This window comes from Candidatus Methylomicrobium oryzae, from assembly GCF_016745425.1.
Lineage (GTDB): Bacteria > Pseudomonadota > Gammaproteobacteria > Methylococcales > Methylomonadaceae > Methylomicrobium > Methylomicrobium oryzae.
Map to the genome: position 1 here is coordinate 23,025 of NZ_JAERVK010000017.1, position 17,509 is coordinate 40,533.

The 17,509-nt window shown below is 56.9% G+C and carries 13 protein-coding genes; 6 read left to right on the top strand and 7 right to left on the bottom strand.

Going from position 1 to position 17,509, the window contains the following annotated elements; translation table 11 throughout:
- The first annotated feature begins 386 nt into the window (after positions 1-386).
- The 6 genes from JJL52_RS17265 to JJL52_RS17290 are packed head-to-tail and all read left to right on the top strand — an operon-like array spanning position 387 to position 10,105.
- On the top strand, positions 387-1,850 hold the full coding sequence (locus tag JJL52_RS17265) for a complex I subunit 4 family protein (RefSeq protein WP_202053740.1): 1,464 nt from the start codon (positions 387-389) through the stop codon (positions 1,848-1,850).
- Between the two features lie 27 nt (positions 1,851-1,877).
- On the top strand, positions 1,878-5,171 hold the full coding sequence (locus JJL52_RS17270) for a DUF2309 domain-containing protein (protein WP_202053741.1): 3,294 nt from the start codon (positions 1,878-1,880) through the stop codon (positions 5,169-5,171).
- A gap of 2 nt (positions 5,172-5,173) precedes the next feature.
- Positions 5,174-6,736, top strand: coding sequence for a proton-conducting transporter transmembrane domain-containing protein (locus JJL52_RS17275; protein ID WP_202053742.1), 1,563 nt, complete (start codon positions 5,174-5,176; stop codon positions 6,734-6,736).
- Positions 6,737-6,743: 7 nt separating this feature from the next.
- Complete coding sequence (locus JJL52_RS17280) at positions 6,744-8,333, top strand: complex I subunit 4 family protein (RefSeq protein WP_202053743.1); 1,590 nt, start codon at positions 6,744-6,746, stop codon at positions 8,331-8,333.
- Positions 8,330-9,889 (top strand): complex I subunit 4 family protein, encoded by a 1,560-nt coding sequence (locus JJL52_RS17285; protein ID WP_202053744.1) that lies wholly within the window; start codon positions 8,330-8,332, stop codon positions 9,887-9,889. Before JJL52_RS17280 ends, JJL52_RS17285 begins: the two co-directional genes overlap by 4 nt.
- 18 nt (positions 9,890-9,907) lie before the next feature.
- A complete protein-coding gene (locus JJL52_RS17290; RefSeq protein WP_202053745.1) occupies positions 9,908-10,105 on the top strand; it encodes a (2Fe-2S)-binding protein in 198 nt (65 codons plus the stop codon).
- 98 nt (positions 10,106-10,203) lie between these two features.
- On the opposite strand, the gene JJL52_RS17295 is transcribed toward JJL52_RS17290, so the two are convergent.
- The 7 genes from JJL52_RS17295 to JJL52_RS17325 all read right to left on the bottom strand — a co-directional run bounded on the left by JJL52_RS17295 (position 10,204) and on the right by JJL52_RS17325 (position 17,500).
- Complete coding sequence (locus JJL52_RS17295) at positions 10,204-11,217, bottom strand: sodium:calcium antiporter (protein ID WP_202053746.1); 1,014 nt, start codon at positions 11,215-11,217, stop codon at positions 10,204-10,206.
- 60 nt (positions 11,218-11,277) lie between these two features.
- Positions 11,278-11,868 (bottom strand): DUF502 domain-containing protein, encoded by a 591-nt coding sequence (locus JJL52_RS17300; RefSeq protein ID WP_202053747.1) that lies wholly within the window; start codon positions 11,866-11,868, stop codon positions 11,278-11,280.
- 578 nt (positions 11,869-12,446) lie between these two features.
- Positions 12,447-14,120, bottom strand: coding sequence for a formate--tetrahydrofolate ligase (locus JJL52_RS17305; RefSeq protein WP_202053748.1), 1,674 nt, complete (start codon positions 14,118-14,120; stop codon positions 12,447-12,449).
- Between the two features lie 63 nt (positions 14,121-14,183).
- Positions 14,184-14,420, bottom strand: coding sequence for a PIN domain-containing protein (locus JJL52_RS17310; RefSeq protein WP_202053749.1), 237 nt, complete (start codon positions 14,418-14,420; stop codon positions 14,184-14,186).
- Positions 14,417-14,647 (bottom strand): hypothetical protein, encoded by a 231-nt coding sequence (locus JJL52_RS17315; protein WP_202053750.1) that lies wholly within the window; start codon positions 14,645-14,647, stop codon positions 14,417-14,419. The genes JJL52_RS17310 and JJL52_RS17315 overlap by 4 nt, the downstream gene beginning before the upstream one ends.
- Positions 14,648-14,802: 155 nt before the next feature.
- The gene (gene glyA, locus JJL52_RS17320) at positions 14,803-16,059 is read right to left on the bottom strand and encodes a serine hydroxymethyltransferase (protein WP_202053751.1); all 1,257 of its coding nucleotides are present in this window, start codon (positions 16,057-16,059) and stop codon (positions 14,803-14,805) included.
- A gap of 76 nt (positions 16,060-16,135) precedes the next feature.
- A complete protein-coding gene (locus JJL52_RS17325; protein ID WP_202053752.1) occupies positions 16,136-17,500 on the bottom strand; it encodes a DUF4147 domain-containing protein in 1,365 nt (454 codons plus the stop codon).
- Between the last annotated feature and the right edge of the window lie 9 nt (positions 17,501-17,509).

Genomic DNA, 17,509 nt, shown 5'->3' on the forward strand with positions numbered 1-17,509 from the left:
CGGATGAAGTGTCGAAGGTGCGGTTAAAAAAACCGTTTGTCGGTTGATTTGAACTGAATTGCAGCATGATATCGGGTAAAATGCAGAAGCTTTAACGAAACGGTCCTCCCTCAGCTTCTCAGATAATTTATTTTCGGAAAAAGTCTTAACCGGCTTTTTGCTGCTGATGCTGATTTTTCGGGTGCTTGATCGAAATAACGGAGTTTGCTATTAAATTTGCCTAACTTGCCGGCGTAGAGAATTGATTAAGCATGGATTCGATGAAGAGAAGTCTAACCGAGCCGTTATCGGCGCCGGCTGAAGCAACCGGCGCAAGCTCAGCATGCCGGCTGCTCGGGTTGGCAAACATTTTCAGGCGGGCCTGGGCGGCTTAAGGATCATCGGAGATGGGAATACTCAGCATTTTGCTCTGGACGCCGGCAGTGGGCGCTTTGCTGCTGGCGATCACATCGGGCCAGCATGCTGCCTCGATCCGCTGGATCGCGCATACATTTTCACTGCTGACGCTCGCTATTGCCTGCCGATTGCTCTTTCAATTTGATGCGAATCAGTCCCAACTGCAATTCAGCGAATTTTTCATATTGAACCCCGACGTCGGGAGTGCCTATTCTCTCGGTGTGGACGGGGTGTCGATGCCGATGGTGTTCATGGCGGCACTGTTGTCGTTTTGCGCCCTGTTGATATCCCACACGATCAAAAACGGGATCAAGGGCTACTATTTCTGCCTCCTGCTGCTCGAATTCGGCATGTTGGGTGTGTTTCTGGCCCAGGATTGGGCGTTGTTCTACGTGTTCTGGGAAGTCACGCTGATCCCCTTGTTTTTTCTGATCGGACACTGGGGCGGGAGCCGGCGCCATGCGGCTAGTCTGAATTTCGTGCTGTATACGATGGGCGGCTCGATCTTCATGCTGATCAGCCTGCTGGCGATCAGCCAGTACGATCTCGAGTCCGGCGGCTCGCTGATGGCATCGCTGAGCCAGTCGACCTATTCGATGTCTAGGACAGAGCAGTTGCTGATACTGCTTGGGTTGATCATCGGCTTCGGCGTAAAAATGCCGATTTTCCCCTTGCACGGCTGGCTGCCCCTGGCTCATGTCGAAGCGCCCAGTCCGGTCAGCATTTTGTTATCGGGCATCCTGCTGAAGATGGGGGCGTACGGTTTATTGAGAGCAATCGCGATGCTGCCGCAGGCTGCGCAATTTTTTCAGCCGGCGTTGGTGATTCTGGCGCTTATCGCGATGATTTATGGCGGTTTGCTGGCCTGGCGGCAGACCGATCTGAAAGCGATGGTCGCTTATTCTTCGATCAGCCATATGGGCATCGTGTTGCTGGGCATTGCGTCGCTGAACGAAACCGGCATGACCGGGGCTGTTCTGCAAATGACCGCGCATGGATTTATCGCGGCGGCGATGTTTCTGCTGGTCGGTCTGCTGTATGAAAGAACGCATACCCGTAACATTCAGGATTACAGTTCATTGGTACAGGTGACCCCGCGTTTTGCGCTGTTTACGACATTGACCTTGTTTGCTGCGATGGGTTTGCCGGGAACTGTCGGTTTTGTAGCCGAACTGCACGCGCTTGCCGGTGGTTTCCAACAATGGGGCGGCTGGATGGCCTTATTTAGTCTTGGCATTTTATTGAGCGCCTCTTACGCGATACGGACCGTCGGCTTGCTGTTCACCGGACCTGTCAAGGCCAAGATGCAGCATGTTGCCGACCTGACCGGGCCCGAGATGTTGACGGCGGGCATTCTGGTCGGCGGCATCGTAATTCTGGGCGTGATGCCGCAGCCGTTGATTGCGCTCTCGGAAGCAACGATTACCCACCTTTATACCTTAGTATCACCTTAGGATTTCGGCGTGCAGGAGCTTTCTTTGATGTCTGAAATCCAACCCCAACTCGGCAATGCTTTGCTGCGCGAGAAAGTCGTCCACATTCTGCACGAATTGGATCATGTTTTGCCCGGCCAGGCGCCGATTCTCGATTTTGTCCATCACAATACGCTGCACGGCTATCAGCATTTGCCTTTCGAAGATGCCTTGGCAGAAGCAGAGCGGATTACCGGTATTCACGGCTATCTGCCCGAGAGCAAATTCCGCGAATATTATCGGCAAGGCCGAATTACCGAGGACGATCTGTCCGATGCCCTGCGGCATGAGCCCGATTTGAATGCCGACGCCGTCATTTGTAAAGTTAAAGACCGAACCATTCTCCGCCGGGATATTTACCGGATCGCCTTGCTGTTCGACCTGGAGCCGATTACCGAAAGCCAGCTCAACTGGAATATGCAAGAACTGGACGCCCTGGAATCGATACAAAAAGATGTGCCGAAGGTGGTCAAAACGGCGCTGTTGGGTAAGGAGGCCTCGCCGGCCTGCGAAAAAAAACTGGTCGTCGGACTGTGGAACCGCGTCGTTGCCAAATTGAATCTCGACGAGACCATTCCGCATCCCGAGGACCTGCTCGATTTGTCTCAGGAACAGGCCGAAGAATGGCTGGCCTTCGCGATGCAGAATCAACCGGACGGCGCTCATCAATCCCTGCATGAGTTGATGCGGGAGGAAGCCGGCTCGACATTGAGCCGTTTTTTGGCGAAAGTCGGCGACGGATTGACCGTGGGCGGGTTCATTCAGGCAATTACCGGAATCAATATTCTCGACGTGATCAAGCCCCAGTTGATCCGCATCTGTGCGTCAGCGATGGATGAAGGACTCGCGCCCTGGCAATTGCCGGAACGCGAGGCATTGGGCCTTTACGCCGGCTGGTGCAGAATGTTTCGTTGCGATGTGAATCCGGTTTTTCTGGAATTGCCGGACTGGGCGGGGCTGGTCGAGCAGTTGCCGGACGATCCGGTCGAGGCGATCATCGAACAGTTGCTCTATATGCAGCTTCCCTCTGCCAAATGGCCGGGTTATCTGCGACGGCTGGCGCTGGAGCTTCCGGGCTGGTCGGGTATGATCAATTGGCGGCAGCACCATCCCCGCTACCGGACTCCCAACCATGCGGACATCCATCTTGCCGATTATCTGGCGATCCGCCTGATCTACGACAGGCTCTGGCTCGGCCAGATTTGCCGGGACGTCTGGAGAATCGAGGCCAAGCTGATTTCGATCGAAAGTTACTTCAGGAAAAACCTCTCCGAATTCATGGTGCGCAGCGAATTGTTCAAGGGCGAGCTGCCCGAATACCTCGCACACAAAGCCAAGGCCCTGATCCTGCGCGCCCGCTCCGAACGCCATTTCAAACAGGAATGGCAGGAGCTTTCCGATCAGATCCGCACCTGGCAATTGAGCCCTCTGGCACGGCATGAAGCCCGGCATTATCACTGGAGCAGCGGTTGGCGACTGTTCCGGCTTTGCCAGCACCTGGGGATGACCGGCGAAATGGTCGAAGCGCTGCCGGCCGAGCAGGTCCAGGCACTGCTGAATCTGTTGGACCGGTTTTCGTTCGCACGGCGCGGCAAGATCTGGCTGGCGGCTTACGAGCGCAATTACCGGGAAAAGCTGTTCCATGCACTGAGCGCCAATCGGGGCCGAGGACGCTGGGCAAACCGCAACCGGCGCCCGGAAGCGCAGCTGATCTTTTGCATGGACGAGCGTGAGGAAAGTTTCCGACGCCATCTCGAAGAAGTGAGCCCCGCCATCGAAACGCTCGGAGCGGCCGGTTTTTTCGGCATTCCGATGTATTACAAAGGGCTCGATGATACAAAAACGTCGCCGCTGTGCCCGATTGTCGTGACGCCTGCCAATGAAGTTCGGGAAGTCGGCCGTTCCGGCTGCGAGGGTGGTTTACGGCGGCATTCTGACGGACGCAGGCTGAATCAGGAGATCAGCGGTCTGCTGCATCACGAGGTACGACGCAGTGTGTTATCCGCTCACCTGTTGATCGACGCGTTTGCGCCGGTGGCTCTGTTGGGAGTGTTGGCCAAATCCCTGTTTCCGAAACTGCAAAGCCGCTTGCTGGGCCGTTTGGCCGAAGCGCTTTCTCCGGCCGTGCCGACGCGACTGATGTTTACCGCTTCAGAGCAAGAGGCGACCACGCCGGAACTTCCGAAGTCGGGATTTACCGACGTCGAGCAAGCGGACCGGATAGCCGGATTTTTGAAAAGCACTGGTTTAACCCATGGCTTTGCGCCGCTGGTTGTGCTGGTCGGGCACGGTTCGAGCAGCCAGAACAATCCTCATCGCGCGGCATACGACTGCGGCGCCTGCAGCGGGCGGCACGGCGGCCCGAATGCGCGAGTGTTCGCGGCAATGGCAAATCGCCAGGAAATCCGCGCGCTGCTGAGTGACCGGGGTATCCACATACCGTCCGACACCTGGTTTATCGGGGCCGAACACAATACCTGCAACGAGGAAATCCTCTGGTTCGACCAGGATGATGTGCCGTCTGTCTTCCACGCGGCCTGGCGGAAACTTGACGTAATTTTGGCAGAGGTACGCGGCAAGTCCGCCCACGAACGCTGCCGTCGACTGGCCTCCGCGCCCCGTAATCCGACACTGGAACAGGCATTGGAGCATATCGAAGAACGCGCCGATGACTTTTCCCAGGCACGCCCGGAATTGGGACATGCAACGAATGCCTGTGCGCTGATCGGACGCCGTGCGGTGACCCAGGGGGCTTTTTTCGATCGCCGAATGTTCTTGATTTCCTATGATCCGACCCAGGATCCCGAAGGGCTGATCATCGAAAATATTCTGCTGGCGGTAGGACCGGTCGGTGCCGGGATCAATCTGGAATATTATTTTTCGACTGTCGATAACGATCGGTTCGGCTGCGGCACCAAAGTCCCTCACAATGTGACGGGACTTTTCGGGGTGATGGAAGGCACGAACAGCGATCTTCGCACCGGTTTGCCGAGCCAGATGATTGAAATTCACGAACCGATGCGTTTGCAGGTGATCGTGGAGGCCGAGACTGCAGTTTTGGAACGCATTTACCAGCGCCAGGCGTCGCTTCGCGAACTGATTGGGAACGGCTGGATTCATTTGAGCGCGATCGACCCTGCAACCGGCGACATTTCTCTCTTCGAACGCGGCAAGGGCTTCGTGCACTGGCAGGGAGGAGAAAAGCCGATAGCGACCGTCGAAAATTCGCAGGCCGCGTACCGCGATCAGACCGGTCCGGTCGCGCCGGTGCTGATCAGGCAACCGATTGCCGCAGGAGTCTGAAGATGGATGCGTTGGTGATTTTGATTCCTTTGCTGCCTCTCGGCGCCGCCCTGATGCTGGGATTGGGCATTTTGTTCGACTGGTGGAGCGGCGAAGAGAAAGAAAGCCTGACCTCAGGTATTGCGCTCTGGACTGTAACAATGTCCGCGCTATTGGCTTTGACCTTGTTCGGAGCCGATTTGGCCGGAAAGAACCGGGGCTCGTTCAATCTCGGTACCTGGTTGCAAAGCGATACGTTTGAAATTCCGGTTAATTTCGTCACACAGGGGATTGGGCCTCGAGTAGCCGCCTTATTCGGCATCATGCTCGCGATTGTGGTCCGTTTCTCGATTAATTACATGCATCGAGAAGCCGGTTTTCACCGTTTTTTTTTCGTGTTGACGTTGTTCTCGGCTGCCATACAGTGGCTGGTGCTGTCCGGCAATGCGGTCGGTACTTTTGCCGGCTGGGAAGTCGCCGGCTTGTGTTCTTACCTGCTGATCGCCTATGCCTATGACCGTCCGGCCGCCGCGGTGAATGCGACGCGGGTTTTCGTTACGAATCGGATCGGCGATGCGGCGTTTATTATCGGAATCGGGCTCAGCTACGCGTATGCGGAAAGCATCGACTGGATGAAATTGAATACGCTTGCCGCGCAATTGTCGCCCGGGGAAGCGACCGGCATCGCGTTCTGTTTCGCGGTCGCCGCATTTGTCAAATCCGCGCAGTTGCCGTTTACGCCCTGGCTTTTGCGTGCGCTTGAAGGCCCGACGCCGTCGAGCGCGGCCTTTTACGGCTCGGTGATGGTGCATGCGGGCGTTTTTTTAGTTTGTCTGCTGGAGCCGCTGTTCGAAATGTCGGCGTTTGCGATGGGGATGCTGGCGGTGGTCGGCCTGGCGACCGCGATTTACGCTTATCTGCTCGGATTGACCCAGACCGATGTCAAAACCTCATTGATCGCGGCGACCTCGGTTCAGACCGGGCTGATGTTTTTCGAGTGCGGGCTGGGATTGTGGCAATTGGCGAGCTGGCATCTTTGCGCCCATGTGGTCGTGCGCGGCTATCAATTATTGGCCGCGCCATCGCTGATGCACAATGTCCTGGGCAATCCGGTCAAACCGGTCAATTCGGTGCTGGCCAGAAGTTATCGGCTTTATACCGTATCGCTGCAGCGTTTTTGGCTCGATTCCGCGATAGATTACTTGTTTGTCAGGCCGATCGGACGACTGTCTCATGATCTGAGATATTTCGACGATTATATCATCGACCGGATTTTAGGCTCCCCGGCTCCTGCGATGCGGGCGATCTCGTCGCTGGCCCAATACGAGGAGCAAAAAATCGGCGCTCGCCTGAACAACGAGTCCGACCTGTTTGCGCAAGGCAGTGGCCTGGCCGGCAAACTGGCCGAATGGATCTCGGCGCTGATCCATGCTTTCGAAGACCGCTTCATGCTGCGCGGTTACGGCAAAAATGCGACGATTTTGGGCAGGCGGATCGGCCGCTCCGCCAATCGTTTTGAAGCTTATATTTTAAGGCCGCGCTATCTGGTGCTGTTCATATTCATAACCCTGCTGGTCGCATTTTGAGGCCCTGATGCAATTTCCCGTTAATACCTGGCCTGAAACGGCGGCTTTTCCGGTCCTGACGACGATGACGCTGATTCCGCTTGCGGCCATGATTGCCGTACTCTGCACCCGTTCGTTGAAGATGGCCCTGCAGTTCGGGTTTGTCGGCACTTCCCTGACTGTATTGTTGAGCCTTTATCTGCTCGCCGTATTCGATGCGGAAGTTTCGGGCATGAATCTGGTCGAGCAGGTTCGTTTTGCGGGAATGAGTTATACGGTAGGGGTGGACGGCGTCAATATCCTATTCATTCCGCTGACCGCCGTGATCGCTTTTCTGGTATTGCTCTATACCTTTTCGCATGCGAAATCGCGCTATCGCGACCGTTTCTATGTCGCCAGCGTGTTGGGCTATGAAACGGTGCTGATCGGCGCTTTTGTCTCTTTGAACGTGATGCAGTTCTGGCTGTGGAGCGTTTTGGAAATGATTCCGGTGGTGTATCTGACGCTGCATTCCGGAACCGGACAGTGCCGCCGCTGGGCGGTCGACCGCTTTCTGCAATACTGGCTCAGCGGTTTGTCGATGACGCTGACCGGTTTTTTGCTGCTGGCATTCGGTTTGATCGACTCCGAGCATCCGTTGACCTTTGACTGGCTGACAATCAAGCAGAACAGTGCTTATTTGCACGATGAGGCCTTGATCTTCGTGCTGCTGTTCTACGGCTTTGCGGTGCGAATGCCGCTGTTTCCGTTTCACGGTTGGCTCCCGATTCTGGCTGAACACGGCACCGTCGCCAGTTGCATGATTTTTCTGGTCGGGCTGAAGCTTGGGGTTTTCGCGATTCTGCGCTTCATCCTGCCGATTTTGCCCGGCGTGGCTGAAGACTGGGCAGGGCTGGTGCTGGCGTTGGCGGTGCTCAGCATATTCTACGGCGCAATCATGGCTCTGCTGCAGATCAATATCCGGCGATTGCTGGCGTTTGCGGTGCTCAGTCAGACCGGGATTCTGGTGATCGGGCTGTTCTGTTTTAACAATTTCGGACTGGAGGGCAGCATCATGCTCTCGGTTGCCTACGGCTTGGCGACCGCTGGCATGCTGTTCAGCGTCGGCCTGATTTACGAACGGACCGGCACCGCGATCATGCCAAGGCTCGGCGGACTGTTTGATTCGAACCTGACCCTGGGCATGCTGTTTCTGGTTTCGGCGCTGAGTACCTTGGTCAAGCCCGGCACGCCAGGGTTCGATGCGACTCACCTGATTATCGAGGGCACCATCGAAGAGCATGGCTGGCTGTTGGCGATTGCGATTTTGACCGGCAACCTGTTGGCCGCCGCGTTTATCCTTTGGGCTTTTCAGCGCGTCTTTTTAGCCGGTTCCCGGCGTTTTGCCCAGCCCTATTCGAGTTTACACCACCCGGTCTTGAAAGAACGCCTGATTACTGCCGTGATCTGCGTACTGTTGGTCGGCACCGGATTCTATATGCGCCCCTGGCTTCGGCTTGTCGACCAGGATGCGTCGATGATTACGAAAGGCTATCCGATCCATAGCTCGATGCCGCACGGACCATCGGCGGGATCGCCTCAATCCGGACCGTTTCAACTCGAGGAAGAACAGCCATGAATGCAGCAGAGTTTCCGGTGCTGAGCATTTTGATTTGGCTGCCTTTGCTCGGCGCCATCATCGTCGGTTGTATACGCAATCTTAAGGCTGCTAAATGGGGCGCCTTGGCGATTGCCGGTTTGGAACTAGTTACTGCGTTGCTCGCGGTGATCTGGTTTCAGTCGGAAAACAGTAATGAATTGCAGTGGGTCGAGCATCATGCCTGGATTGATCGATTGAATATCGAATATTTTCTCGGCGTGGATGGCGTTTCGATTCTGCTGTTGCCGTTGTCCGCGCTCTTGACCTTGCTGACCTTGCTGGCGACGTGGAATTCGGTGCAGCGTTTGCCGCACTTTCACCTGTCCCTGTTGCTTGCGCTCGAAGGCATCACGATGGGGGTGTTCACTGCAATGGACATGATGCTGTTTTTCCTGTTTTGGGAGCTGACTTTGCCGCCGATCTTCTTTTTGATCGGTCTGTGGGGCATCGGCCCCGGCCGTCGCGCCGCGGCGATGAAGTACACGTTGGTCATGCTGTTCGGCGGCGTCGCGCTGCTGTTTGCGATCATTCTGCTTGCGTTCAACCATGTCGATGCGATTCACGGAACTATTCCCGACGATCTGGCGTTTAGCCTGCCGGTGTTGTTGACCACGCCGCTATCCGCACACCTGGAGACGGCGGTTTTCTTTTTGCTGATGGTCGGCTTCGCGGTCAAAGCGCCTCTGCCGCCTTTTCATACCTGGCTTCCGACGGTCGCGATGGAAGGGTCGACGCAGATGACCTCACTCTTGACCGGGCTTAAGCTGGGCGTTTACGGAATTATCCGTTTCGGGATGCCGCTGGCGCCGACTTCGACGGTCGAATATAACTGGACGCTCGGCATCATCGGTGCGGTCACGCTGATTTACGGGGCTCTTGTCGCTTTGCAGCAAAGCAACTTTCGCCGCCTGCTGGCCTATGCCAGCATCAGCCACATCGGTCTGATCATCGTGGGCCTGTCTTCGCTGAACATGCAGGGCATTCAGGGGGCGCTGTTCCAACTGGTCAATTTTTCGGTCGATGCGAGTGCATTGATGCTAATCGCCGGCTTTATCCATCACCGCCTCGGCAGTACCGAAAGAATTCACATGGGTGGACTCGCTAAAGTGATGCCGCGCTTAACGGGCTTTTACTTCCTGTTCATGCTGGCCGGTTTGGGCATACCCGGAACGAACGGCTTTCCAGCCGAACTGCTGCTGGTCGTCAGCGCCTTGACCTCGCATCCGAGCCTGGCCATTGCCGCCCTGGCCGGCGCCGTTCTCAGCGCGGCCTATATGCTCTCCTTTACGCGCCGCGCTTTCATGGGGCCGACGGCAAGCGCTGCGGTCAGACAACTGCAGGAACTGCGTCCGCGCGAATTGAGCATCCTTTGCGTATTCGGGGCATTGGTTATTTCATTCGGCTTGTGGCCGGATGTTATTTTGGAAAAGCAGCGGGCTGCTGCCGAAGCTTGGCTGAATCACCTGCTCGAACCGCCGGCGATGGACGGCACCGATTTCGACTCGAACTTACCAAATCCGGAAACCCGCGAATGATCCGCGGAGTGTTTCAAGATGGCTGATGCTGTGCGTAACGGAAAAAAGCATTTCATTTGCCATTGCAGCGGCACGACCGAAGAGAAAATCCGGGAACTGGTCGAACAAGGCATCGACGATCTGGAATCCGTCTCCCGGCTGACGGGCACTTGCGCCGGTTGCGGCGCCTGCGAGACGGAGGTGTCGGATTTGCTCGCCGAACTCGCCGAGCGGTGAATCGAGCGCGTTCGGTTACCGGCGGTTAGCCGTCCGTTCGAGCGCCTGATTCGATGGCGCTTGGCTGCGTCGGCCATAGGATGGCCGGATCCGAACCGTTATCGGCCCTGCAAATACAGTACGGTTACGTTAACAATAAAGATTCCCACCATGAAAAAGCTGACCCAGCCGACCGTCTTGAAGAGCCGCGCGTTGGAGCGGTACAGCAGGCCGACGATCGCGAGCCCGGTCATCATGATGGCCGACTGGGCCGAAATCAGGTGTGCCGACGAGACCGCGGAAAACAGGGGGCCTTTCAAATAAGCCAGGTCATCCAGGGCGAGAATGGTCAGATTGAACAGGTTGCTGCCGAACAGGTCGCTGATGGCCATGTCCAGCGCGCCGATCCGAAACGCGGAAAACGTGACCGCCATTTCCGGCATCACCGTTGCCAGGGCCACGAACACCGTACCCACGAAACTGCGCTGCCACTCCATCGCCTCTGCGACATGCTCGGCGGTCAAAGGCAGACGGATGCCCGCGGCGACGATCACGGCGGCAGCCATGCAGTAAAAAACCGCGGCTTTCCCCAAACCGATTCCCGGATGCCGTTCGACGGTTTCTTCTATCGCTTCGAGATGTTGAACCTTTTCGTATCTGAACACCGTGCGGACGGCGATCAGGTAAAACACGATCATCACGGGCGTGTAGAGGCCGATATGCCGCACGCTTAAGTCAAACCCGTGCTGATGTAAAAGAAGGTTGAACGCCACGAATCCGAGCAGGATCACCCCGAAGCCGGCCGAGAGAATATTGCCTTGGCTGACTAAAGTGAAAACCGAAGATTTTCGGTGCAGCAAATCCAGGCTGACGACCAGCAGCAGGTTGAAGGTGCAACTGCCCAGGATATTGCCTACCGCGATGTCCGGCACGTCGACATAGGTTACCGCGCTAATGCCCGTCACCAGTTCCGGCAGGGAGGTGACCGTGGCCAGCAGGGAAAATCCGACCCATCCCCCGCCCAGGCCGGTTTTCTCGGCGATCACATCGCCGTAGAGGGAAAGAAAATAGCCGGAGGTCCCGATTACCAGCGCCAGGCCGGCAAATTCCAGCAATAAAAGCCAATGCGACATCTTTTCCCTCCTTTTTGCTTAAAGGGACGCTCGTCGTATTCTTGCGCCGGCATTCCGAAACTATTTATACAGCGTTTCGACGTCTTCAGGCCTGGCGAAGTCGACGCCGACGCTGATCACGAAACTCGACACTTCTTCGATGTTCATCCGCGAATGCCGCACTTTGGACTTGTGAACCATCACGGTAAAACCGGAAGTCGGGTTGGGGGACGTGGGAATGTACAGGATATAGCAGTCGCCGATCCGGTTGGTGACATAGGCGGGCACCCACATGCCGTCTTTCGGATATTCGACATAGACCGCTTCGCGAAGCTGGGATTCATTCCGAGTCAGAAACAGGCGCAACAATTTGCGGGTCACGCGGTAGATGCTGCTGAGGACCGGGATACGCTGGATCAAGGCTTCCAGGTAGTAGAGCAGATGCGCCCGGTCCTGTTTCAGCAGCTTGCCGAAATAGGCCAAAAGGCCGATTGCGGCGGCAAACAAAGCCACGGTAATCAATGGGTTGTCATATCTGCCGTGCACCAGCAACACGAAGTTTTTCAAAAAACGCTGTACATAGACGATGATTTGAAAGATCAGTACGATCGGCACGAAGCCGACGATGCCGATCAGGACATAATCGACGAGAGTCTTCAGTTTACCTGCCATTTTTTTCTCCCTTGATTTACTGGACGAAATTTCGCCGGTTGCGGCATTGTGCGGGCGCTTGCAGCGGCCGGCTCGGGTCTACTTTAGCGGAACCGGCGGCCCTGTGCCAGCTTAAAATTATGGTCCGCCGGCAGGATCGGCAGATGCATAATGCGGCGGAAGCGGCCAGCGCCATCAGCGCCGCCCCGAATGTTCAGCAGGTTCTGAATAAGACTCGTGGGGCGGAAGCGAAGCGCATCCGCCCTATGATCGCCGGATGCGCTTCGCTTATCCGGCCTACGAAATATTTTAACTTAGGATCTGGTAGGAAATAACTTCCCGAATGCTGATTGTTTAAAAAGCAGAGGCTTCACTCCCTTCTTTGAAAAAGACGAGTGCGGGATGCAGGAGAGAGGGCAACGCAGGGAGCGGTTGCCGAGGGGGTTGGGGGAGATTGATCTTATAAATCCCCCTCAATCCCCCTTTTTCAAAGGGGGAGGTGTGTTTGACGAGACTCTCTTTTTTCAAAGGGGGACGTTGTTTTTGACGAAATCCTTAAAGGTATTGAAGCATCCCGACAGGTGCAGGATTGCCGTTGTTTAAAACAGCCCGCTGATCCGTCCGTTCTCGTCGATGTCGATTTTTTCCGCCGCCGGCACTTTAGGAAGTCCCGGCATGGTCATGATGTCGCCGGCGATCGCCACGATGAAGCCGGCCCCGTTGGCGAGGCGGACTTCGCGGATTTCGACCGTATGCCCGGACGGGGCCCCCTTGACCGAGGCGTCGGTCGAGAACGACATCTGCGTTTTCGCCATGCAGATCGGGAAACGGCCGTAGTCGCCGTTCCAGGCGGCCAGTTGGGCTCTCACTTTCGCGTTGGCGGTGACTTGTGCCGCGCCGTACAGTTTGGTCGCGATCGTTTCGATCTTTTCCCAGAGGCTCAGGTTGTCGTCGTAAACGAAGCGGCAGCCGGCTTCATGACGGTTGACCGTTTCGGCGACCGCCTGCGCGAGCAGTTCGGCGCCCTTGCCGCCTTCGGCCCAATGCTTCGAGACGATGCAGGTGGCGCCCAGCGCGCCGCATTTGTCCTGCAGCAAGGCCAGTTCGGCTTCGGTGTCGAAGGTAAAATGGTTGATGCAGATCACGCAGGGCAGGCCGTAATGTTCGGTGATGTTCCGGTAATGCCGTTCCAGGTTCGCGAAGCCTTGTTCGAGCGCGCCGAGATTTTCCCGGTTCAGGTCTTCCTTCAAGACGCCGCCGTGGAATTTCAGCGCCCGGACCGTCGCGACCAGCACCGCCGCCGACGGTTTCAACCCGGCCATCCGGCATTTGATGTCGACGAATTTCTCGGCGCCGAGATCGGCCCCGAAACCGGCTTCGGTGATCACGTAATCGGCCAGCTTCAGCGCGGTTTTGGTCGCGGTGACCGTGTTGCAGCCGTGCGCGATGTTCGCGAACGGGCCGCCGTGGATGATCGCGATGTTGTTTTCCAGCGTCTGTACCAGGTTCGGCTTGATCGCGTCTTTCAGCAGTGCGGCCATCGCCCCGTGCGCGTTCAGGTCGCGCGCGTAAACCGGCGTCTTGTTGTCGGCCTTATAGCCGATCACGATGCGGCCGAGGCGTTCTTTCAGGTCGGTAAGGTCGGTCGCCAGGCAGAGGATCGCCATCACTTCGGATGCCACCACGATATCGTAGCCGTCTTCGCGCAGATAACCGTTCGCGGGGCCGCCCATGCCGAGCACGATATTCCGCAGCGCCCGGTCGTTCATGTCGACGACGCGTTTCCATTGAATCCGGCGCGGGTCGATACCGAGTGCGTTGCCGTGGTTGATGTGGTTGTCGATCAGGGCCGAGAGCAGGTTGTGCGCGACGCCGATCGCATGGAAATCGCCGGTGAAGTGCAGGTTGATGTCTTCCATCGGCACGACCTGGGCATGGCCGCCGCCGGCAGCGCCCCCTTTGACGCCGAAGCAGGGGCCGAGCGAAGGCTCGCGCAGACACATGATGGTTTTTTTACCGATCCGGTTCATCGCATCGCCGAGGCCCACCGTCGTGGTGGTTTTGCCTTCGCCGGCCGGCGTCGGGCTGATCGCGGTGACCAGAATCAGTTTGCCGTCCGGCTTGCCGCCGAGGCTGTTCACATAATCCAGCGACAATTTGGCTTTGTAGTGGCCGTACGGGTCGAGATGTTCGGCGTCGATGCCGAAATGCTCTTTGGCCAGGCCGATAATCGGCTTCATCTTCGCTTGTTGGGCGATTTCTATGTCGGACATAGTGTTATTTATTCCTAAAGTATAAAAAAACTTATGCTGAAAAGCAGCGTGATTCGAGCAGCGCTACTTTGCCTGAATCAAATAGCCGTCGAGCTCGTGATAAGCGGGAAATGCCGCGTCAAAACTCAACAGAGATGCGTGATGATGAAGCGCAGTGGCAATGATGATGCGATCGAAACAGGATATGGCCGATATCGCGACTGCCTCCGTTTCTTCGATCAAATCGATGATGTCGGGCGATAATTTTCCGGGAATTTGATTGATCCACCAGTGCCAGATGTGGGTATCCAGCACGATCATTCGTGATGGCCCCAGTCTTCGGGTGGCGCAGAGGACATGACATCGCCTAATTCTTGGACACGGCCCGCCAATTTGGGCGGCGGTGTGCGGCGTTTCCGTGAATGCGCCGAATCGCTATCATCAAGTGTGATGACTAAAATTTCAATCCGCTGATTTACGAACGAAAGCGGCAGATCAATGACAAGGCGCGGTTCGTCGAGAACTTGAATAGTGCGTTGTATTTGCATAACTGTTCTGTGGTTATGTGCGTAATATTTTACAGTTCACTCGGGCTGAGGCATAAGGTGCAACACAACTCTATGATGAATGCCGCATTTTTGCGCTTTTCATTCGTTCGTAATGTAGGATACGCGCTGCGTATCCTACCAATTATTACCCGTTATTACCCTCCGTACACCGGAAAACGCTTGCACAAATCCGCGACCTTCTCGCGCACCGCCGCAATCACGTTTTCGTCTTCGATGTTTTCCATCACGTCGCACATCCAATGCGCGATTTCGGTCACTTGTTCTTCCTTGAAGCCGCGCGTGGTTGGGGCAGGGGTGCCGACCCGGATGCCGCTGGTTACGAACGGCGATTGCGGGTCGTTCGGCACCGCGTTTTTGTTGACCGTAATGTGGGCCTTGCCGAGCGCGGCATCGGCCGCCTTGCCGGTAATGCCTTTCGGAATCAGCGAGACCAGCATCAGATGATTGTCTGTGCCGCCCGAAACGACGTCGAAACCTCGTTCGATGAAGACTTTCGCCATCGCCTGCGCATTCTTGATCACCTGTTGCTGATAGGTTTTGAATTCCGGCTCCATCGCTTCCTTAAACGCGACCGCTTTCGCTGCGATCACATGCATTAAGGGGCCACCCTGTATGCCGGGGAAGATCATCGAGTTGATTTTCTTTTCGATCTCCGGATTGGCCTTGCCTAGGATGATGCCGCCGCGCGGGCCGCGCAGGCTTTTATGCGTGGTGGTGGTGACGATGTCCGCGTAAGGCACCGGATTCGGGTACAGGCCCGCGGCGACAAGGCCGGCGACATGCGCCATGTCGACCAAGAGGTAGGCGCCGACCGCGTCGGCGATTGCGCGAAAACGCGCCCAGTCCATGATCCGCGAATACGCCGAGAAACCCGCGACGATCATTTTCGGCTGGTGTTCGCGCGCCAGGGCCTCGATTTGATCGTAGTCGAGCAGGCCGGTGGCGGGATCCAAGTGGTATTGCACCGCATTGTAAATCTGGCCGGAGAAATTCGGTTTGGCGCCGTGCGTCAGGTGGCCGCCGTCCGAAAGCGCCAGGCCTAGAATGGTGTCGCCCGGCTTGATTAGCGCCATATAAGCGGCGGCGTTGGCTTGCGAGCCGGAATGCGCCTGGACGTTCGCCCAGTCGGCGCCGAACAGCTGCTTGGCGCGGTCGATAGCCAATTGCTCGACGGTATCGACATATTCGCAGCCGCCGTAGTAGCGTTTTCCGGGATAGCCTTCGGCGTATTTGTTGGTCAGCACGGTCCCCTGCGCCTCCTGAACGCGCGGGCTGGAATAGTTTTCCGAAGCGATCAGCTCGATATGGTCTTCCTGGCGGCGGCGTTCTTCTTCGAGGGCCTGGAACAATTCATCGTCGAAGCCTTCGATGGTCATCGATTTATCAAACATGCAAATCTCCTTGAATTAATTGTGGAATATTTTAGGGCTTAAGGGCGGCCGTGCAAAGCGTTATCGGAGTGCTGTCTTAGGTTTTCGGGCAGAGCAGCAGTATCTGCAGGTCGGCGACATTGGTGCCGGTCGCGCCGGTGCACAGTAAATCGCCGGAAGCTTGCAGCGCGTGATATGAATCGTTATTGTCGAGCAAGGCTTCCGGCTCGATGCCTTGCGCGCGCATCCGCGCCAGCGAGCCGGCATCCACCCGCCCTCCGGCCGCATCGGTCGGACCGTCGCGGCCGTCGGTGCCGCCGCTCAGGAAAACCCAGTCGGCATCGAGCCCATGTTTTTCGGCGGCTAACGCGAATGCCAGTGCCATTTCCTGATTGCGGCCGCCGCGCCCGTTGCCGATCAATCGGACCGTGGTTTCGCCGCCGGCAAGATAGGCGGTCGGCTGTTGAATTTGTCCCTTAGCGGCGATCGTTTTGACCCATTCTTCCGCGGCTTCCCGTGCGATGCCGCACAATCGATGGCTGTAAATGACGGTCCGATAGCCGAGCTGCTCGGCGGCTTGGGCGGCGGCTTTCAGGCTGATCGCATTGCTGCCGATCAGCGTGTGGCCGGTTTTCTCAAAAACGGGATCGTCAGGCTTTGGCGTTTCAGGCGTTTGCCCGCATATTCCATTCTGTAAATAGGCGCGAACCGTGCCGGGAAGCCGTTCCCAGATTTGTCTCGCTTGTAAAATACAAACCGCCTCTTCAAACGTGCTCGGATCGGGTACGGTCGGGCCGCTTGCGATTGCGCTCGGATCGTCGCCGAGCACATCGGACAGAATTAACGCATGCAGGTCGGCCGGTGCGGCGAGCTTGGCCAGCCCGCCGCCTTTCAACTGCGACAGATGTTTGCGTACGCAATTGATTTCGTTGATCGTGGCGCCGCTGGCCAGCAATAAGCCGGTCACCTCGCATTTATCGGTTAAGGAAACGGATTCGACCGGGCAAGGGATCAAAGCCGAACCGCCGCCGCTGACCAGCGTCAACACCAGCTCGCCGGCTTTGGCCCGGCCGGCTTTCTCGGTAATCCGGCGGGCGGCGTCAAGGCCCGCCGCGTCCGGCAGCGGATGGCCTGCGCCGAAGACATCGCTGCGGTTCAGGACGGCGACGTTTTCGTAGTTTGTGACCGCGATGCCTCTGCTGGCCCATAACGGCTCGGGAAGGATTTCTTCAACGGCCCCTGCCATTGCACAGGCGGCCTTCCCGAAAGCGATCAGGTGAATCTTCGGCCATTTGCCCAGGCGCTGTTTGACGGGATCGCTGATGTCAAGACGGATAGCCAAACGATCCTGGTCGGCCGACAGGCAGTTTTTGACCGCCAGGTAGGGGGCGGCCGCCGCCACGCCTGCCCGAAAGACGGTCAGAGCATCATCGCGCGCTGCCAAAATTGCTTCGCTTTCCACGGATGAATC